The following is an 18223-nucleotide window of genomic DNA, read 5'->3' on the forward strand; positions in this document are numbered from 1 at the left end:
AGTCGTTTGCGCTGGCATAATCCACCGCATCTCAGGACGGAGAGTGCCCATGTCGCGCTACTTTTTTTTATCCCTCTGCCTGGTTTTTTCCGCAGTCCACGCTGACGAAAAAACCACCGCGAATGACGCTCACGATCTGGCTTACAGCCTGGGTGCCAGCCTCGGTGAACGGCTACGCCAGGAAGTCCCGCAATTGCAGATTCAGGCACTGGTCGAAGGCTTGCAGCAGGCTTATCAAGGCAAGCCGCTGGCGCTGAGCGAAGCGCGCATCGAACAGATCCTTGCCGATCATGAATCGCAAAACGCCGAGCACGCTTCACAGAACTCCAGCGACGTCGCGATGGAAAACGAACAACGTTTCCTCACCGCTGAAAAAGCCAAACCGGGTGTGAAGGAACTGGCTGACGGCATCCTGCTCACCGAGCTGACACCGGGCACTGGCGCCAAGGCCGGCCCCGATGGAAAAGTGCAGGTGCTGTATGTCGGTCGACTGCCGGACGGCACCGTGTTCGATCAGAACACTCAACCGCAATGGTTCAACCTCGACAGCGTGATTGCCGGTTGGCGCACCGCGTTGCAGAACATGCCGGTAGGGGCGAAATGGCGACTGGTGATTCCATCGGATCAGGCCTATGGCGCTGATGGCGCCGGCGACTTGATCGCACCGTTTACACCACTGGTGTTTGAAGTGGAATTACGCGGCGCGACCAGTTGATCAGGCAATAAAAAAAGGTGCGCCTGGGGCGCACCTTTTTTTGATCAGGGTTCGGATCAGGCCTGAACCGGATCCTCTTCCTTGTGTGCCGTATGCAGCACTTCAATCAGGCAGTCTTCGAGTTCAAAGCGTTCGTGGAGCAGGCCACCGAGCTCCTTGAATTTCTCGGCAACGCATTTGCCGGCATCGCACAGATCATTGAACGCGAGCAGCTTCTCGGTGATGACGTCGATACGCGGGTAGATCGTCTCGGCGAGTTCCAAGCCACGCGCATCACCGAACGCCTTGGCTTCGCCGGTCAGCTGTTCATAGATTTCGAAGTGTCCGGCCGACACGTAATCAACCAGCACGCCGCAGAATTCCTGCAAAGGCTTACGGCTCTCGGACAACGACTCAGGCTGTTCGCCGAGGTTGTCGTAGGCGCCAATCAGCTCCTCACGCTCCTGCAACCAGCGGTCGATCAGCAGATGAACTCCACCCCAACGTTCCTGAGCATTCTGACAACTTTCGAGCATGGCAATCTCTCTTCCCTTGTGGGTCATGCTGCTCTACACCCGCGCCCCGCTTTTGGTTTTGGCTTGGGGGACGGCCGGGCAGAGCGTCATCGAGCAACATAAATCCAATGACACGTGCGGGCCAGATTATGCCCGCACGCCTATGGCTTCAAGGTACGCAGGAGATAAAGTTCATACAAGTGTTTAATCCCGCAGCCCCCCCCGGTGCGACGCTTCGCCGCTGAGCGGTCGCTGCAGAGCGCCCCAGACCAGCCGTAACATTTGATAGACCGCAAGAATCGACACCGCGACAAAGAACAACAGACTCCATTCCGGAAGACTCAGATCGAACAGCGTCCAGGAAATTTCCGCGCAATCAGTGCCGCCGTTAAACATTCGTTGCAATGCGCAGATCCACGACAATCCACTGAACAGCGTCTCGGCCGCCGGGGCACAATTGTCCAGTTGCAGCACCGGATCGCTTTGTATCAGCACCTGGCGCCAGGCCGCCGTAGTGCCGCCCAGACTCGCGCACAGCACCAGCAGCCAGTAAAGCCACAAGCCAACACGCCTGGGGCCATGCACCGCCGCCAGACCGCAGCACACGCACAGCAGCGTAAGAAACAACCGCTGCACCAGACATAGACTGCACGGCGCCAGACCGACCGCGTATTCAAGATAATAGGAAGCTCCCAGAGCAAAGGCCCCCGCAGTGAAAGCCATGAAAAACAAGGAGCGTGAGCAGGCCAACGACATGGCTTTTCCGTAACAGTGGAGACAGGCTGTAACGGTAGAGGAAAGCGTGTCAGCCTTTCAAGACGAGGTCCTGACGACAGTTCACCAGAGGTGTAGGGAAAACCCGACAGGTTCAAGAGGAAAGGATGAAGCCCTCTGTAGGACTTTATCCAGGACGCTGGCTGAAGTTGAATTTCGGTCGTAAACGGTCAACGAGGGAGAGGCCTCCCTCGTGTCTTCAGGCATGCACCGGAGCCGGCAACGGAGCGGCCAGCAAGCGCTCATCCAACAGACCAAGCCCTTCCTGAAACAACTGATTGCTGCGCTCGGTATCGCCCAGTTGCGCAAGCAGGCGGGCCAGCTCGGCACAGGTTTCCGGATTGCGCTGCACGCGCAGGCTGCTTTCCAGATAATCCCGGGCCTTGCCCCAAAGACTGGTTTGCAGGCAGAGACGTCCCAGAGTCAGCAGCAGGCTCGGGTCGCCCGGATGCTCCTTGAGCCAGCCTTCGGCGGTTTGCAGCTGGCGCGCAGGATCACTGCCGCGCACCAGACCATAAAGCCGGGCGAGATGGCTGTCGTACTTGCGCTTCAGCGCCGTGCGCAGGACTTCTTCAGCTTCGACCTGAGCCCCCAACTGACGCAACTGCTCGGCGTACGCCAGCACCAGCGGCGGCTCCTGACGCTGGGCAGAGGTGAGCTGTTCCCAGGCCCGCAGCAGCGACTGCCGGCCCACGCTGCCGTCCTCTTCACGGTGCGCCGCCAGCGACAGGTTTTCGCCCCAGGCGCGGCGCTCCAGCTCAGCCAGTTCGGACGGCGGCAGGACTTTGTCCTTGCGCAGCTCCGGCAACAGACGAATCACCGCCGACCATTCGCCACGTTGCTGATACAGACGCTGCAATTGCCGCAACGTCTGCGCATTGCGTGGATGACGTTCGTGCATCGCTTGCAGGGTCACCAGGGCGCCCTCGGTATCGCCGCGATCGGTCTGCAACTGTGCATGGCTCAAGGCAATCGCCAACTCAGCCTGAGGTTGGCGTTCGAGCGCCCGCTCCAGCAAGCGATCGCACTCCTCGTAATGGCCTTGCTCGTTGGCCGCCCGGGCCGCGCCGAGGTAGTACAGCAACGGTTGGCGTTCAGCTTCGGCGGCGCGGTAAAGATGACGCTGCGCGCTGGCCCAGCGACCTTCCGCCAGATCCAGCTGACCATGTTCGATCGCCACTTGCACGCGACGGCTGCGGTTGCGTCGCGACCACGGGTTGACCACGCCGCTGGAGGTCATGACCAGTTCAACCAGTGCCTTGATCCCCCAGATCACCAGCCACAACACTGCGATCACCGCAAGAGTCGCCCACAGGCTCGACTCATAGCGGAAGCTCTTGTAGGCGACCAGCACGTAACCGGAATGCTCGGCAATCGCCAGCCCCAACGCCGCCGTCGCGGCGATCACCAGAAACACGATCACATACAGGCGTTTCATGGCGTGGCCTCCTGCGCAGTGCTGGCAGCAGGTTTGGCGAAGGGTTTCACCGACTCTTCGGCGTTGACGTTACGCCGCTCAAGATAAGCCTGAACCGCACTCAACGTGCCGGCCAGATCCGGCGTGGCGACCGTGACCGGTGCCTTGCTCAGCTCGGCGACCTGCTCGAGCATCACTTTGCTCTGCGGATTGTCCGGGTTGAAATTGCCCTTGAGCACGTCACGCGCCTCGGCCAGCGCCTGGGTATAAACCGGCGCCTGACCATTGAGCGCGGCCCACTGCGCCTGCTCCAGCGCCAGGCTCAGGGCCAGGCGGACCTGGCTCAGGCTCTGACCGGCCAGCAATGGCTTCACATTCTTGTCGGCGTTGAAATCAATGCGGATGTAGCGCGAGATCTGATCCCACCACTGCGCCCAGCGACTGGCGCCGTCACCATCGGACGTCAGGCCCAGCAGCGACTCACCGCGATCCTTGTACTCCGGCGCCAGCTCGGTGAGGCTGATGACCTGATCGCGCAGGGCACCAATACGCAGAAACAATCCGGTGCGATCCGGCTGCTCGGTGCTTCGCAGGGCGACGAGGGTTTTCGCCACTTGCTCACGGGCGGCGAACGATCCGGGGTCGTTCTGCTCACGCAGGATTTCATCGGCGCCCTGGACCAATGCCTGTGCGCTGCTGATGTCCTGCAACGCCGACAGACGCAGGCTGGCCAGACGCAGCAAGTGCTCGGCCTCAGCCAGGCGCCAATCCTTGCGACTGGCGCCAAGGACCGTTTCCAGACGCTGATTGAGGCGCTGTTGATCACCCTGCAGTTGAGTCACCAGACGCTGTCGATCAGCCAGTTCATCGGCACCCGGCAACTGCGCGAGGCGTTCGGTCAGGCGCTGTTCGTTGAGTTTCAGGCTCTGTGCCTGATCGTTCAACGCCTGCACCTGGCCCGACTGTTGTTGCGTGTTGGTCTGCAGGTGACGTACCTGCCAGACACCCCAGCCACCAATCGCGACGCCGGCGGCGCCGAGCAACAAGGCGACGATCGCCAATCCATTGCCTCGGCGCGGCTCGGTGGCCGGCGGTGGCGTTTCAACCTGAGTCTCGATCACAGGCTGGACATCATCTTTAGGCAAGGCTGTTTCGCTCACGTATCCATCCTTTGCATTAGAGAACGGGCACGGGATGCTCCCGTAACGCCGTCAGCAAAGCCGCGGCACTCGCGCCACGGCAATCCACAACTGTTTGGGCCCCGGCGGCACGTGCCAGCTCGGCGACTCTTGGGCTTGGAACAAACAACGGCAACTGCGCTATCGCCGGCCAGGCATCGCCGGCCATCTGGCGCAGGTGCTCGAAACCCTGTCCACTGCTGACCACCAGCCCGTTCAAGCGTTCCGCTTCAATCCGCCGCGGCAATTCTTGCGCGGCATAGGCTGGCAGCTCACGACGATACAATTCCAGATACTCGACACTAGCACCAAGCGTGCGCAAACGCTCGGCGAGCAACTCGCGGCCACCCTCGCCGCGCAGGATCAGCACTCGCGCACCGGACTGGCTGACCGCCTCGCGCAGACGCGACAACTGCAGCAACGCTTCGCTGTCATCACCAGTGTCCGGGCAGTGCACGTCCAGGCCACGGTCGCGCAGAATCTGCGCGGTCGCCGCGCCAACGCTGAACCACGGCATCGCCAACATGGGCGGGCCACCGGCATCGAGCAGGTCGACCGCAATGCGCGCTGCCGGTTTGCTGACCACGATCACCGCGCTGCAGCCCGACAGCTGCGCAATCGCCTGACGGATTTTGTCAGAGACCGGCAGCGGCACGATGTCCAGAAGCGGCAGGCAACTGCTGAAAACCCCCTGCCCTGCTAACGTCTCGGCGAGCGCCGCGCAATCTTCGGCGGGGCGCGTCAGCAGCAGTCGCCAACCGGTCACTCGTGACCTGCCTCGCCATACACCGCTTTGAGGATGTCGTCGGCACCCTGGCCGAGCAAGTCCTCAGCGACCTTCACCCCCAGCGCCTCGGCATCGGCACGCGGCGCCCGCGCTTCGGCGCTGAGCAGCTTGCCACCGCTCGGCTCGCCGACCAGACCTCGCAGCCACAACTGCTCACCCTCGAGCACGGCGTAGCAGGCGATCGGCACCTGGCAGCCGCCATTCAGATGTTTGTTGAGGGCGCGTTCAGCGCTGACCCGCGCAGCCGTATCGGCGTGATGCAGCGGTGCCAACAGGGCATGAATTTCAGTGTCGGCGCTGCGGCATTCGATGCCGACGGCGCCCTGGCCACCGGCCGGCAGGCTGTCGTCGACGCTAATGGCAGAGGTGATGCGGTCTTCGAAACCGAGGCGGATCAGGCCGGCCGCCGCGAGGATGATCGCGTCGTACTCACCGGCATCGAGCTTGGCCAGGCGCGTGTTGACGTTACCGCGCAGGAAGCGGATCTCGAGATCCGGGCGGCGCGTCAGCAACTGGGCCTGACGACGCAGGCTGGAGGTGCCGACGATGGCGCCGGCAGGCAGCGCATCGAGGCTTTGAAAGGTATTGGATACGAAGGCATCGCGCGGGTCTTCACGCTCGCAGATGCAGAACAGGCCCAGACCTTCGGGGAAGTCCATCGGCACGTCTTTCATCGAGTGCACGGCGATGTCGGCTTCGTTTTCCAGCAGCGCGGTTTCCAGTTCCTTGACGAACAGGCCTTTGCCGCCGATTTTCGACAGTGGCGAGTCGAGCAGCTTGTCGCCGCGACTGACCATGGGCACCAGCGTCACCAGCAGGCCCGGATGGGCCGCCTCCAGACGGGCTTTGACGTATTCGGCCTGCCAGAGGGCCAGCGCACTTTTACGGGTGGCGATGCGGATTTCGCGAGAGGACATGGATCAATCCGTACTGAATAGATACGGCGGATAATAACAGCTCAGCCAAATCCACTTTGACCTGAATCAGAAACGACGTGGCCTCCCTGGCCTGCGATGCCCGGTGAAGAAAAGCAGAAACCCGCCGAAACGATCGGGTTACAGGCCCTGCATCATCTTGCGCACACCGGCCACGTGCCGACGGCTGACGATCAGCGCATCACCGTTGAGGCCTTTGAGGTACAGCTGGAAATGCCCCAGCGGCGTACGTTGCAGCCGTTCGATGCGGTCGCGGGCAACCAGTGCGTTGCGGTGGATACGCACGAAGCGCTCACCGAATTCGTCTTCGAGCGCCTTGAGTGGTTCGTCCAGCAACACTTCGCCGGCCTCGTGACGCAGGGTCACGTATTTGTGGTCGGCAATGAAGTAGACCACCTGATCGAGCGGGATCAGTTCAATCCCTTTGCGAGTACGGGCGCTGATGTGACTGCGCGGGCCGTTGCCGCTTTCGGCAGCGGGACGGGTCAGGGCCGAGAGCTGGGCCCGGTTGGGACGTTCAGCCCGTTTCAGGGCGTCATGCAGATGTTCGGTTCGCACGGGTTTCACCACATAGCCCACGGCGCTGGCCTGCAGGGCTTCCACGGCAAATTCATCGGGGCTGGTGCAAAACACCACGGCGGGCGGCGTTTCTCGTTCGCACAGACGGGCAGCGACCTGCAGGCCATCCAGGCCAGGCATGCGAATATCGAGCAGCACGATATCCGGCTTGTGGCTGTCGATCAGCGCCAACGCCTCCTCGCCATTCGTGGCGCTGGGCTCCAGGACTGTGTAACCCTCGAGCTCACTCACCATTCGGCTGAGGCGCTCGCGAGCCAGTGGTTCGTCATCAACGATCAGGACATTCATATTGCGCTGGATTCCTGCGTGAGTCTCGCACAAGGATAGCGTAGACAGGTGGAGTGACGTCCGTCACCGCGATCCACGCTAAGACTAGCCCGAGCGCCAAAAAGTGCCGTACGTCGGCCAGCAATATTTGCCAGTGTCCGGGTCGTACTGCTCGAAGCCCGCTGTTTCCCGCGTTTCTCACGGGTTTTGTCCAAGGACATAACCCACCCCCACTTCTTATAGTCGGCGACCGGACCTTTGCACAATCCGCGCTCACCGACCCTTATGTCCAACTGTAGACGCTCGCCGGGCCGATATTGCTCAATCGAAAAATATCCTTGCGCAAATCCCCCGGCACCAGCGGCCACTATGGCTGACGCAATGAGAAAAAAACGTATCGACCAGTGTCAGCGACAGGATTGGCAACCCTGTTATTATCCGCGCCAGCGTTTCACGCCACTTTTCTTCAAGCCGATACGAGCGAATTCATGAGCACTGACAAGACCAATCAGTCCTGGGGCGGCCGCTTCAGTGAACCCGTCGACGCCTTCGTCGCCCGCTTCACCGCCTCCGTCACTTTCGACCAGCGCCTGTATCGCCACGACATCATGGGCTCGATCGCCCACGCCACCATGCTGGCCAAGGTCGGCGTGCTGACTGATGCCGAGCGCGACAGCATCATTGATGGCCTGAAGACCATTCAGGGCGAAATCGAGGCCGGCCAGTTCGACTGGCGCGTCGACCTCGAAGACGTGCACATGAACATCGAAGCCCGCCTGACCGACCGCATCGGCATCACCGGCAAAAAACTGCACACCGGCCGCAGCCGCAACGACCAGGTCGCGACCGACATCCGCCTGTGGCTGCGTGACGAGATCGACCTGATCCTCGCCGAAATCACCCGCCTGCAAAAAGGCCTGCTGGAACAAGCCGAGCGCGAAGCCGCGAGCATCATGCCGGGCTTCACCCACCTGCAGACCGCGCAGCCGGTGACCTTCGGCCACCACATGCTGGCGTGGTTCGAAATGCTCAGCCGCGACTACGAGCGCCTGGTCGACTGCCGCAAGCGCACTAACCGCATGCCCCTGGGCAGCGCTGCACTGGCCGGCACCACCTACCCGATCGACCGCGAATACACCGCGCAACTGCTGGGCTTCGATGCCGTAGGCGGCAACTCGCTGGACAACGTGTCCGATCGAGATTTCGCCATCGAATTCTGCTCGGCCGCGAGCATCGCGATGATGCACCTGTCGCGCTTCTCCGAAGAGCTGGTGCTGTGGACCAGCGCGCAGTTCCAGTTCATTGATCTGCCGGACCGTTTCTGCACCGGCAGCTCGATCATGCCGCAAAAGAAAAACCCTGACGTACCGGAGCTGGTACGTGGCAAGACCGGTCGTGTGTTCGGCGCACTGATGGGCCTGCTGACCCTGATGAAAGGCCAGCCACTGGCCTACAACAAGGACAACCAGGAAGACAAAGAGCCTTTGTTCGACGCCGCCGACACCCTGCGCGATTCGCTGCGTGCCTTCGCCGACATGATCCCGGCAATCAAGCCGAAACACGCGATCATGCGTGAAGCGGCGCTGTGCGGATTCTCCACCGCGACCGACCTGGCTGATTACCTGGTGCGCCGTGGCCTGCCGTTCCGTGATTGCCACGAAATCGTCGGTCACGCGGTGAAGTACGGCGTCGACACTGGCAAGGATCTGGCCGAGATGAGCCTGGAAGAACTGCGTCAGTTCAGCGACCAGATCGAGCAGGACGTGTTCGCCGTACTGACCCTGGAAGGCTCGGTGAATGCCCGTGACCACATCGGCGGGACCGCGCCGGCGCAGGTCAAGGCTGCCGTGGTACGCGGTCAGGCGTTGATCGCCAGCCGCTAAAAGCATCGCGGGCAAGCCCGCTCCCACACGTTCTGCGTCGAACACACAAGGGTGTTTCAGCGCGAAATCCTGTGGGAGCGGGCCTGCCCGCGATGACTGACTCCAGAACGCTAAAAAATCTACTTTTTCGCCGCGATCATCGCCAAAAACGCCGGCATCGCAGCCTCTTTGTCCGCCGCAATCTTCTGCACATGCGGACTCTGCTCAAGCCGCTCCAGCAGCACCTTGGCTTTCGGCATCTCGGCCAGCAAATCGATTCCGAACAGCTTCTGCCCGACCGCGCACGCCAGCGGCACGCTGTAGAGGAAATACAGATCCGCGATGCTCAGACTGTCGCCCGCCACATACGGGGCGAACTTGCCGTGACGCCCCAGCGCCGCAAAACCCAGCAGCAATTCGGCTTTGGTTTTCTCCTTGATCGCCTCCGGCACCGGCGAGCCAAAGAACGCTTCGCCGTAACAGGCGCGACCCGGCAACTCGATATAGAGCTCGATCTCCTTGGCAATCGCCAGCACCTGCGCTCGCGCAAACGGGTCACTTGGCAACAGCGGTGTGCCCTTCTGGGTCTGCTCCAGGTATTCGAGGATGATGCCGGTTTCATTGATGTAACCGGCATCAACGCCCAGCACCGGGACTTTGCCGCGCGGGCTGATGGCCAGCGATTGCGGCGTTGGCGTCGGGTAGAACGTGACCTCTTCAAACGGCAGGCCTTTTTCCAGCAGCGCCAGTTTGACCATGTTGTAATAATTGCTGACAGAGAATCCGTAGAGCTTGAGCATCACATAGCCTCCGGGCCGTGCGGGGTGGGCAGTCCCTGTTTATAGATCGCCGGACGCGATCCTGCCAGCAGCATCACCTCGCTGAATGCAGGTAAACTGGCGCCTTTCCTTGAGGAGCCTGCCATGAGCGAGCCGACAGACATCGAGATTGACGACGAAGAAGAGTTCGCCGAGAACACTTTGATTGAAGCGATCGAAAATCAGATTGAAAACGACAACCCGCCAGCGGCCAAAGCGACCTTCAACAAGCTGACACTGGTGGGTGTCGAGCGCGATGAGATCCTCAACCTGATGGCGCACGTGCTGGCCTACGAGATTGACGCGATGCTCGATGAAGACCGTGCCTTCGATACCGAATGGTACGAAGCGGCGCTGCGCGCATTGCCAGAGCTGCCGCCCGAAAAGCAGTAAGCCCCCGATCGTGCAGGACTGAGCCTGCTCACGATAGCGTTCTGTCATGTCAGTGAAGAATATGCTGACAGGCAATCCTCTATCGCGAGCAGGCGAAGGCCTACAATGTTTGTAACGTATCCAGCCAGCCAACTCCCGGGCCCCGACTACACTGGAATCCGCCTCAAGACAAAATCCCTGATCTGAGCACTGGACATGCCGCAAAAGCGGGTTCACCTTAGGGGCGCTGTCGTCCAATTACTAGAAAGTCTGGAGTCCTTATGTCGCTTACCCCTGAGCTGGTTGCCGAACTGGAAGTCCTCGCACTCTTCAACCTGGACAGTTCCCAGGAAGGTTTGAAAATTCATCAGACCGCTGCCCCGAAACACATCGCTGCTGCACAACGCCTCTTTGAAAAAGAACTCACCGACCAGCCCGATGGCGGCTACCTGACCAGCCTGGGTCGTGATGCCGCGCAAAATGTGCAGACCGTACTGACCATTTTGAGAGAGCAGGAAACCGCCTGATTTTCCCGTCTTTGCCCACGGGAACTCCTGCCACGGGATTTCCGCGGGCTCGCTTGATCACCCCACGCTAAAAATCTGACGTCAAAAAAACAAATTCAGCTTAAAAGTCCCGCTGCGCAGAGGCTAAACTGCCTCCCATTCCGAGACCCTCTTCGTCCGAGCCTGCGAGCCGGTTTGAGCTGACATGACGCGCACCCATGAAATCCGCCCCGATCTGGACGAAGGCATCGACCGCAAGGTGCTCAGCCAACTGCGTGCGCGCTTTCTCAAACTCAATGCAGGTCGCCTGGGTCGCGCACTGGAGGGTCTGTCGACGCGCCAGCAAGGCGTACTGACGCTGTTGCCGCTGTTCTTCCACGTCAATCATCCGCTGCTGCCCGGCTATGTATCCGGCAGTACCCCGGCGGGCCTGTCCAACTACGAACCGGACGCCACTACCCTCGCCGAAGCCCAGCGCCTGACCCGCTCGTTCTCCTACAAGCCGCGCCATGGCAGCAACCCGCCACGGCCGATTCACGGGCTGTTCCTGATGGGCAGCCTGGGCACGCTGGCCCAGGCCGATCAGAGCGACATGGACGTGTGGGTCTGCCACGCGCCGGACCTGAGCGAAAGCGAATTGGCCGAGCTGAGCAAAAAATGTCAGCTATTGGAAACCTGGGCCGCGAGCCAGGGCGCCGAAGCGCATTTCTTCCTGATTGACCCGGTGCGCTTCATAAAAGGCGAACGCGACACCCAACTGAGTTCCGAGAACTGCGGCAGCACTCAGCATTACCTGCTGCTGGACGAGTTTTATCGCACCGCGATCTGGCTGGCCGGGCGCACACCGATCTGGTGGCTGGTGCCGGTCTACGAGGAAAGCGCCTACGACCTTTACACCGACACGTTGTTGTCCAAGCGTTTTATCCGTGCCGACGAAACCCTCGACCTCGGTCACCTGGCGACGATTCCGCCGGGCGAGTTCATTGGCGCCGGGCTGTGGCAGCTGTTCAAGGGCATCGAGTCACCGTACAAGTCGGTGCTCAAACTGTTGCTGACCGAGGTTTATGCCAGCGAACACCCCCATGTGCAGTGCCTGAGCCTGCGCTTCAAAAAAGCGGTGTTCGCCAACCAGCTGGATCTGGATGAGCTGGACCCGTACATGGTCGTGTACCGGCGTATCGAGGAATACCTCACCGCGCGCAACGAACCGGAGCGTCTGGAACTGGTGCGCCGCGCGCTGTACCTCAAGGTCAACCGCAAGCTCACCGGCAACAGCCGCAGCCAGGGCTGGCAACGCGCCCTGCTTGAACGGCTGGCCAGCGAATGGCATTGGGATCAGCGTCAACTGGCGCTGCTCGACAGCCGCAGCCAGTGGAAAGTCCGCCAGGTCAGCGCCGAACGCCGTGCCCTGGTCAACGAACTGAATTACAGCTATCGCTTCCTGACCCAGTTTGCCCGCACCGAGCAGACCGTCAGCCTGATCAACAAACGCGATCTCAACGTCCTCGGCCGCCGCCTGTACGCCGCGTTCGAGCGCAAGGCCGACAAGGTCGAGTTCATCAACCCCGGGATCGCTCCGGATCTGGCCGAAGACACCCTGACCCTGGTGCAGTCACGCAACAAGAAAGAACCGGGGCAAGCCCAGTGGGGCCTGTACAACGGCAGCCTCACCGCACTGGAATGGGAGCACTTCGCGCCGATCAAGCGCAGCCGTGAATTGCTCGAACTGCTGACCTGGTGCCACCGCAACGGCGTGATCGACAGCAGCACCCGACTGGCCCTGCATCCCGGCAGCAGCGACCTGAGCGAGTTCGAGCTGTTCAACCTGCTCGGCAGCCTGCAACAGTGCATCGCCCTGCCCTTGCCCACGGTGGCTGAAGCACCGTTGCTGCGTGCGGCAGTGCCGAGCGAAGTGCTGATTCTGGTCAACGTCGGCGTCGATCCGCTCAAGCATCACCGCGACCTGAATATTCTGATGACCACCGAGCGCACCGACTCGCTGAGCTACGCCGGGGTCCGGGAAAACCTCGTGCTGACCCTGGATCAGGTCACGCTCAACAGCTGGAACGAAGTGCTGGTCAACCGCTTCGACGGCCCGCACGCCCTGCTCGACTGCCTGCGCGACTACCTCAACAACCTGCCGCGCGGGCCGCTGCAGCCGTCGTTGAAAGTGCGCTGCTTCTGCCACAACCGCGCACAATTCATCGCCCGTCGCGTTGAAGAGATCGTCGATACCGCGCAAAACCTGCTGCTCAGTGAGTTGAATCATCGCTACCTGATTCAGGTGCAGCAGCACTATCACGTACTCGAATTGGTCCCGGGCCAGGTCAACCACGTCGCCCTCGCCACCCTGCCGGCGTTGCTGGAGTACCTCGGCGAAGAACAACCGCGCTACAGCCCGCTGCACCTGGACCCGATGGCGTTGGAGGATCACGACCTCGCCCTGATCCTGCCAATGGGCCAGCCGGATTGCATTCAGGTGTTCTACCGGATCAGCGAACAGCAGGCCGAGCTGTACGTGCTGGATGAATTCAACGCCCTGTGGCAACAGCATCTGCCGTATCACGACGAACAGAGCCTGCTGGTGCCATTACAGCGCTTCCTGCAGTCGATCCAGTACCGGCGCGAAGCCTTGCTGCCGATGGACGCCGCGCCTTCGGCCAGCCTCGACACTTTGTATTACCAGTTATTGCCGTCAGGCCCGGGAAAAGCCCGCCGCGTCGAACCACGACCAGCACCGCAAACGCCGGTCAACAAGCCGTTCTACGACGTGCAGGCGATTGTCGGCAAAGCCGCACCGGGGGAAGTGCAGGTCACTTTGTATTGCAATCAACGGGAATTCAGCGAGCTGGAACATGGCGACCAGCTGTTCAGCGTGGTCGCCCGGGAGATCGTCGAGCAGCGCCGCGAGAGCGAACGCTATCGCTGCTACATCACCGACCTGGACCTGTCGGGCCTGCTCGGTGATGCTCAGAGTTCAAGCAATTTGTATCTGCGCTACAAGGCCGACCTGGAGCGCGCCCTGAACGAGGCGCTCGAACAGGTCTGAGGCGGGGTCATTCGCGGAAATCACCGCCGTTGGCCGGCTGCGATTCGACTTCCAGCAAGGTCAGTTTCAGGGTCTTGCCGCCGGGAGCCGGCCAGTCGATGTGCTGACCGACCTTCAGGCCCAGCAGCGCGCTGCCGACCGGTGCCAGAATCGAGATCTTGCCTTCGTCGGCGTTGGCATCCTTGGGATAGACCAGCGTCAGGTGATAGTCCTTGCCACTGCCTTCTTCGCGGCAATGCACGCGGGAATTCATCGTCACGACATCGGCGGGCACTTCTTCGTGGCCGACCACGGTATCGGCGCGGTCCAGTTCGGTTTGCAGCGCGATCACGCCCGGCAGCGTGTCATCCAGGCTGTCGATCAGGCGCTCCAGACGTTGCACGTCCAGACGGGTAAGGGTGATGGAAGGTGCGGTCATGATCCGGGCAGACTCCTTTCTTCTGCACACAAAAAAAGCAAAACCCCGCCAAAAAAGACGGGGTTTTCACCAGGCCTCGATGGGTTGAGGCGTGTCCGGACACTATCACAGCTCAAAAAATATACAAGTCACCCGATTTTGATCCGGCAAGAACCCCTGTAGCGAATCAACTCAGGGATTTTCGTGCGGCAGCCTGCTGGCAGATGACCCGACGGCGCTGATCATCCGCCGAGCGCCATTCGCGAATATCCTCGACATGGCGGAAGCAGCCGAGACAAACCTTCTGTTCATCAAGCCGGCACACACCGCTGCACGGCGAAGGTACCGCCGGGCTGATGTTGCTGTAGAGCGGTTTGGGCGGACGAACAGGAGCAGTGTCAGTCACGGAATCACAGACCTTCGAAGTCGAATTCAGCGCCAGCCTGCTGCTTGACGATGCGCTCGAGCATCTCGCCCAACTGCTCTTCGCTCTTGTCGCACATCCAGCGCTCGCTCTCTTCGTCGTAGTCGAAGTGGAAACCACCGGACACCGCCGCCAGCCACAACTGACGCAGGGGCTCCTGACGACTGAAGATCAGTTGCGAGCCGTTTTCGAACTTGACGGTCAAGACACCTGCCGAGCTTTCCAGGTCGATATCCAGGTCGCTGTCATCAAAGATATCTTCCAGCGTCTGCTGGGTAGCATCGACCAGATCGTGGAAACGGGCTTCGGACAAACTCATTGTGGCAACCTCAAAAAATGTCTGATCAGGCTCAAGCGCCGAAAGATACGGACGCTGCCGGCCGATTGCAAAGGATAACGACCAAGCACCGTTTCCCATCCAGCACTGGCCCCTGTGGGAGCGAGCTTGCTCGCGAAAGCGGTGTGTCAGCCAGCAAACATATCGAATGTACCGGCCTCTTCGCGAGCAAGCTCGCTCCCACAGGAATTACCTGTATCCAACCGGTATCCAGAGAGCCCCGCCGGACGGGAAGTCCCTCGCATAGGCAAGCTGCCGGGTGGCCGGTATACTCCGGCGCAATTAACGCATTTTCAAGGATTTCGCCATGAAGCGCCTGATCTCTTCCCTTGCTGCGCTCGTCGCGGTTGCCTGCCTCGTTTCGGCCTGTGGTCAAAAAGGCCCGCTGTACCTGCCGGATGACGATCAGGACCCGGCCGAACAAGCCCAGTCTTCGCAAAAGCAACCGGTTTCCAAAGCACACAAGCACGACGTTTACTAAGGGATCGCCATGGACGCTTTTAATTACCGTGGCGGGGAGCTGTTCGCGGAAGGTGTGGCTCTGTCCGCCATCGCCGACCGTTTCGGCACGCCCACCTACGTTTATTCGCGAGCACACATTGAAGCCCAGTATCTGGCCTTCGCCGATGCGCTGGCCGGCATGCCGCACCTGGTTTGCTTTGCCGTCAAAGCCAACTCCAACCTCGGCGTTCTGAATGTCCTGGCCCGTCTCGGCGCCGGTTTCGACATCGTCTCTCGTGGTGAACTGGAGCGCGTGCTCGCCGCAGGTGGAAGCCCTGACAAGATCGTCTTCTCCGGTGTCGGCAAGACCCGTGACGACATGCGCCGTGCGCTGGAAGTCGGCGTGCACTGCTTCAACGTCGAATCCACTGACGAGCTGGAACGCCTGCAAGTGGTCGCCGCCGAGCTCGGCGTTCGCGCCCCGGTTTCGTTGCGCGTGAACCCGGACGTCGATGCCGGCACCCACCCGTACATTTCCACCGGTCTCAAAGAGAACAAGTTCGGCATCGCCATTGCCGACGCCGAAGACGTGTACGTGCGCGCTGCGCACCTGCCGAACCTGGAAGTGATCGGCGTCGATTGCCACATCGGTTCGCAACTGACCACCCTGCCACCGTTCCTCGATGCCCTCGACCGCCTGCTGGATCTGGTCGATCGTCTCGGCGACTGCGGCATCCACCTGCGCCACATTGATCTCGGTGGCGGTTTGGGCGTGCGTTATCGCGATGAAGAGCCGCCATTGGCCGGCGACTACATCAAGGCTGTGCGCGAGCGTCTGAGCGGCCGTGATCTGGGACTGGTGTTCGAGCCGGGCCGCTTCATCGTCGCCAACGCCGGCGTGCTGCTGACCCAGGTCGAGTACCTCAAGCACACCGAACACAAGGATTTCGCCATCGTCGACGCGGCGATGAACGACCTGATCCGCCCGGCGCTGTACCAGGCGTGGATGGACGTCACCGCGGTCAAGCCGCGTGATACCGCCGCACGCAAGTACGACATTGTCGGCCCGATCTGCGAAACCGGTGATTTCCTCGCCAAGGACCGTGAACTGGCACTGGAAGAAGGCGACCTGCTGACCGTGCATTCCGCCGGTGCCTACGGTTTCGTGATGAGTTCCAACTACAACACCCGCGGCCGTGCTGCCGAGGTGCTGGTAGACGGTGATCAGGTTTTTGAAGTGCGCCGCCGCGAAACCGTGGCCGAGCTGTTTGCCGGCGAAAGCCTGCTGCCGGAGTAACCCATGCTGCTGCGTTTTACCAAAATGCATGGCCTGGGCAATGATTTCATGGTTCTCGACCTGGTCAGCCAGCACGCGCATATTCAGCCCAAGCACGCCAAGCAATGGGGCGACCGGCACACCGGTATCGGTTTCGACCAGTTGCTGATCGTTGAAGCGCCGAGCAACCCGGACGTGGATTTCCGTTACCGGATCTTCAACTCCGATGGCTCGGAAGTGGAACAGTGCGGCAACGGTGCGCGCTGCTTCGCGCGCTTCGTGCTGGACAAGCGTCTGACAGCGAAACGGCAGATCCGCGTCGAGACCAAGGGTGGCATCATCGAACTGGACGTGCGTAACGACGGCCAGATCGGCGTCAACATGGGCGCGCCGCGCCTGGTGCCAGCGGACATTCCGTTCGAAGCGCCAGCGCAGGCGACCAGCTATCAGCTGGAAGTCGACGGCACCACGGTCGAACTGGCCGCCGTGTCGATGGGCAACCCCCATGCCGTGCTGCGTGTGCAGGACATCAACAGTGCACCGGTGCATGAGCTGGGACCGAAAATCGAACACCATCCGCGCTTCCCGGCGCGGGTCAATGTCGGTTTCCTCCAGGTCATCGACCGCAACCGTGCGCAACTGCGCGTCTGGGAACGCGGCGCCGGGGAAACCCAGGCCTGTGGTACTGGCGCTTGCGCTGCGGCTGTCGCGGCAATCAGTCAGGGGTGGATGGATTCGCCGCTGTTGATCGACCTGCCCGGCGGGCGTCTGTCCATTGAATGGGCAGGCCCTGGCCAACCGGTGCTGATGACCGGTCCGGCAGTGCGTGTATACGAAGGACAAGTGCGTCTTTGAGTGAACAGAAGCCATGACCGATAAGCCTCAGGTACCCGCCCGACAGTCCGACGAATCAGCGTCCGAGAGCCTGGAGGCGGCAGCGGTTGCCGCGTACCTGGAGGCTCATCCGGACTTCTTCGTCGAGCACGAAGAACTGCTGCCGGCAATGCGCATTCCCCACCGACGCGGTGACACCGTATCGCTGGTCGAACGGCAGATGACCATTCTGCGCGACCGCAACATCGAGATGCGTCATCGCCTCTCGCAGTTGATGGACGTGGCCCGCGACAACGATCGCCTGTTCGACAAGACCCGCCGCCTGATCCTGTCCCTGATGGATGCGGCCAGCCTCGAAGACGTGGTGATCAGCGTTGAAGACAGCCTGCGCCAGGACTTCCAGGTGCCTTTTGTCAGCCTGATCCTGCTGGGTGACAACCCGGCCCCGGTCGGCCGCTGGGTCACCCACGCCGACGCGCAAACCGCGATCGGCGGCCTGCTCACCGAAGGCAAAAGCGTCAGCGGCACCCTGCGTGAACATGAGCTGGACTTCCTGTTCGGCGAGGAGCAGCGCAAGCAAATCGGCTCCACCGCCGTCGTTGCCATCAGCCATCAAGGCATCCACGGAATTCTGGCGATCGCCAGCCGCGATCCGCAGCACTACAAGAGTTCGGTCGGCACGCTGTTCCTCAGCTACATCGCCGAAGTCATGGGCCGCGTGCTGCCACGGGTCAATAGCTCCCTGCGCTCGGTACGCTGAA

20 protein-coding genes and 1 pseudogene are annotated in these 18223 nt (G+C 61.2%); 9 read left to right on the forward strand and 12 right to left on the reverse strand.

Features of this window, described 5'->3' with window-relative positions; translation table 11 throughout:
- Positions 1-49: 49 nt before the first annotated feature.
- Entirely contained in the window at positions 50-715 is a 666-nt protein-coding gene (locus tag HV782_RS28205; protein ID WP_123469764.1) for an FKBP-type peptidyl-prolyl cis-trans isomerase, read from the forward strand.
- A gap of 56 nt (positions 716-771) precedes the next feature.
- Here the strand turns inward: HV782_RS28205 and rsd are convergent, their stop codons facing one another.
- The 8 genes and pseudogenes from rsd to HV782_RS29115 all read right to left on the reverse strand — a co-directional run.
- Entirely contained in the window at positions 772-1230 is a 459-nt protein-coding gene (rsd, locus tag HV782_RS28210) for a sigma D regulator (RefSeq protein WP_186744039.1), read from the reverse strand.
- 183 nt (positions 1231-1413) lie between these two features.
- Positions 1414-1965, reverse strand: a complete 552-nt coding sequence (locus tag HV782_RS28215; RefSeq protein WP_123469768.1) for a disulfide bond formation protein B — start codon at positions 1963-1965, stop codon at positions 1414-1416.
- Positions 1966-2182: 217 nt separating this feature from the next.
- Positions 2183-3421 carry a heme biosynthesis protein HemY gene (locus HV782_RS28220; protein ID WP_186744037.1) on the reverse strand — a complete coding sequence of 413 codons (1239 nt, stop codon included), beginning with the start codon at positions 3419-3421 and terminating at the stop codon, positions 2183-2185.
- Positions 3418-4560: a uroporphyrinogen-III C-methyltransferase gene (locus HV782_RS28225; protein ID WP_123469772.1), complete on the reverse strand. Its 1143-nt coding sequence runs from the start codon at positions 4558-4560 to the stop codon at positions 3418-3420. The genes HV782_RS28220 and HV782_RS28225 overlap by 4 nt, the downstream gene beginning before the upstream one ends.
- Before the next feature lie 16 nt (positions 4561-4576).
- Positions 4577-5344 (reverse strand): uroporphyrinogen-III synthase, encoded by a 768-nt coding sequence (locus HV782_RS28230; protein ID WP_186744035.1) that lies wholly within the window; start codon positions 5342-5344, stop codon positions 4577-4579.
- Positions 5341-6282, reverse strand: a complete 942-nt coding sequence (gene hemC / locus HV782_RS28235) for a hydroxymethylbilane synthase (protein ID WP_186744033.1) — start codon at positions 6280-6282, stop codon at positions 5341-5343. The genes HV782_RS28230 and hemC overlap by 4 nt, the downstream gene beginning before the upstream one ends.
- 138 nt (positions 6283-6420) lie before the next feature.
- A complete protein-coding gene (locus HV782_RS28240) occupies positions 6421-7167 on the reverse strand; it encodes a LytR/AlgR family response regulator transcription factor (protein ID WP_123469778.1) in 747 nt (248 codons plus the stop codon).
- Positions 7164-7304, reverse strand: a pseudogene (locus tag HV782_RS29115) (sensor histidine kinase); the annotation flags it as partial. The gene HV782_RS28240 and the pseudogene HV782_RS29115, both read right to left, overlap by 4 nt.
- Positions 7305-7634: 330 nt before the next feature.
- Here HV782_RS29115 and argH point away from each other — a divergent pair.
- Positions 7635-9029 (forward strand): argininosuccinate lyase, encoded by a 1395-nt coding sequence (argH, locus tag HV782_RS28250; protein ID WP_186744030.1) that lies wholly within the window; start codon positions 7635-7637, stop codon positions 9027-9029.
- A gap of 119 nt (positions 9030-9148) precedes the next feature.
- Here argH and HV782_RS28255 read toward each other — a convergent pair whose 3' ends face one another.
- Positions 9149-9808: a glutathione S-transferase family protein gene (locus HV782_RS28255; RefSeq protein WP_123469782.1), complete on the reverse strand. Its 660-nt coding sequence runs from the start codon at positions 9806-9808 to the stop codon at positions 9149-9151.
- A 123-nt stretch (positions 9809-9931) separates the two neighbouring features.
- On the opposite strand from HV782_RS28255, the gene HV782_RS28260 reads away from it, so the two are divergent.
- The 3 genes from HV782_RS28260 (at position 9932) to HV782_RS28270 (ending at position 13753) form a co-directional block, all read left to right on the forward strand.
- Positions 9932-10219 (forward strand): hypothetical protein, encoded by a 288-nt coding sequence (locus HV782_RS28260; protein WP_128615483.1) that lies wholly within the window; start codon positions 9932-9934, stop codon positions 10217-10219.
- Between the two features lie 260 nt (positions 10220-10479).
- Positions 10480-10725, forward strand: coding sequence for a TIGR02647 family protein (locus HV782_RS28265; protein WP_039757399.1), 246 nt, complete (start codon positions 10480-10482; stop codon positions 10723-10725).
- A gap of 184 nt (positions 10726-10909) precedes the next feature.
- Entirely contained in the window at positions 10910-13753 is a 2844-nt protein-coding gene (locus HV782_RS28270) for a class I adenylate cyclase (protein WP_186744028.1), read from the forward strand.
- Positions 13754-13760: 7 nt separating this feature from the next.
- On the opposite strand, the gene rnk is transcribed toward HV782_RS28270, so the two are convergent.
- The 3 genes from rnk to cyaY form a co-directional block, all read right to left on the reverse strand.
- The gene (rnk, locus tag HV782_RS28275; RefSeq protein ID WP_123469788.1) at positions 13761-14171 is read right to left on the reverse strand and encodes a nucleoside diphosphate kinase regulator; all 411 of its coding nucleotides are present in this window, start codon (positions 14169-14171) and stop codon (positions 13761-13763) included.
- 166 nt (positions 14172-14337) lie between these two features.
- A complete protein-coding gene (locus tag HV782_RS28280; protein ID WP_123469790.1) occupies positions 14338-14556 on the reverse strand; it encodes a DUF1289 domain-containing protein in 219 nt (72 codons plus the stop codon).
- Positions 14557-14560: 4 nt separating this feature from the next.
- Positions 14561-14893 carry an iron donor protein CyaY gene (cyaY, locus tag HV782_RS28285; RefSeq protein ID WP_123454569.1) on the reverse strand — a complete coding sequence of 111 codons (333 nt, stop codon included), beginning with the start codon at positions 14891-14893 and terminating at the stop codon, positions 14561-14563.
- A 325-nt stretch (positions 14894-15218) separates the two neighbouring features.
- Between cyaY and lptM the strand changes: the two genes are divergently transcribed.
- From lptM to HV782_RS28305, 4 genes are read left to right on the forward strand one after another with little or no spacing between them, the layout of a single operon-like run.
- Positions 15219-15392: an LPS translocon maturation chaperone LptM gene (lptM, locus tag HV782_RS28290; RefSeq protein WP_123469791.1), complete on the forward strand. Its 174-nt coding sequence runs from the start codon at positions 15219-15221 to the stop codon at positions 15390-15392.
- 9 nt (positions 15393-15401) lie between these two features.
- Positions 15402-16649 (forward strand): diaminopimelate decarboxylase, encoded by a 1248-nt coding sequence (gene lysA / locus HV782_RS28295; protein WP_123469793.1) that lies wholly within the window; start codon positions 15402-15404, stop codon positions 16647-16649.
- Between the two features lie 3 nt (positions 16650-16652).
- Positions 16653-17483, forward strand: coding sequence for a diaminopimelate epimerase (gene dapF / locus HV782_RS28300; protein WP_007911094.1), 831 nt, complete (start codon positions 16653-16655; stop codon positions 17481-17483).
- Positions 17484-17496: 13 nt separating this feature from the next.
- Positions 17497-18222: a DUF484 family protein gene (locus tag HV782_RS28305; protein WP_123469796.1), complete on the forward strand. Its 726-nt coding sequence runs from the start codon at positions 17497-17499 to the stop codon at positions 18220-18222.
- Position 18223 lies beyond the last annotated feature (1 nt).

The sequence above is a fragment of the Pseudomonas monsensis genome, assembly GCF_014268495.2.
Classification (GTDB): domain Bacteria; phylum Pseudomonadota; class Gammaproteobacteria; order Pseudomonadales; family Pseudomonadaceae; genus Aquipseudomonas; species Aquipseudomonas monsensis.

Bases quoted from the DNA above. Each gene is read 5' to 3' on its own strand.
- HV782_RS28205 (WP_123469764.1), top strand. From the start codon at position 50: ATGTCGCGCTACTTTTTTTTATCCCTCTGCCTGGTTTTTTCCGCAGTC.
- rsd (WP_186744039.1), bottom strand. From the start codon at position 1,230: ATGCTCGAAAGTTGTCAGAATGCTCAGGAACGTTGGGGTGGAGTTCAT.
- HV782_RS28215 (WP_123469768.1), bottom strand. From the start codon at position 1,965: ATGTCGTTGGCCTGCTCACGCTCCTTGTTTTTCATGGCTTTCACTGCG.
- HV782_RS28220 (WP_186744037.1), bottom strand. From the start codon at position 3,421: ATGAAACGCCTGTATGTGATCGTGTTTCTGGTGATCGCCGCGACGGCG.
- hemC (WP_186744033.1), bottom strand. From the start codon at position 6,282: ATGTCCTCTCGCGAAATCCGCATCGCCACCCGTAAAAGTGCGCTGGCC.
- HV782_RS28240 (WP_123469778.1), bottom strand. From the start codon at position 7,167: ATGAATGTCCTGATCGTTGATGACGAACCACTGGCTCGCGAGCGCCTC.
- argH (WP_186744030.1), top strand. From the start codon at position 7,635: ATGAGCACTGACAAGACCAATCAGTCCTGGGGCGGCCGCTTCAGTGAA.
- HV782_RS28255 (WP_123469782.1), bottom strand. From the start codon at position 9,808: ATGCTCAAGCTCTACGGATTCTCTGTCAGCAATTATTACAACATGGTC.
- HV782_RS28260 (WP_128615483.1), top strand. From the start codon at position 9,932: ATGAGCGAGCCGACAGACATCGAGATTGACGACGAAGAAGAGTTCGCC.
- HV782_RS28265 (WP_039757399.1), top strand. From the start codon at position 10,480: ATGTCGCTTACCCCTGAGCTGGTTGCCGAACTGGAAGTCCTCGCACTC.
- HV782_RS28270 (WP_186744028.1), top strand. From the start codon at position 10,910: ATGACGCGCACCCATGAAATCCGCCCCGATCTGGACGAAGGCATCGAC.
- rnk (WP_123469788.1), bottom strand. From the start codon at position 14,171: ATGACCGCACCTTCCATCACCCTTACCCGTCTGGACGTGCAACGTCTG.
- cyaY (WP_123454569.1), bottom strand. From the start codon at position 14,893: ATGAGTTTGTCCGAAGCCCGTTTCCACGATCTGGTCGATGCTACCCAG.
- lptM (WP_123469791.1), top strand. From the start codon at position 15,219: ATGAAGCGCCTGATCTCTTCCCTTGCTGCGCTCGTCGCGGTTGCCTGC.
- lysA (WP_123469793.1), top strand. From the start codon at position 15,402: ATGGACGCTTTTAATTACCGTGGCGGGGAGCTGTTCGCGGAAGGTGTG.
- dapF (WP_007911094.1), top strand. From the start codon at position 16,653: ATGCTGCTGCGTTTTACCAAAATGCATGGCCTGGGCAATGATTTCATG.
- HV782_RS28305 (WP_123469796.1), top strand. From the start codon at position 17,497: ATGACCGATAAGCCTCAGGTACCCGCCCGACAGTCCGACGAATCAGCG.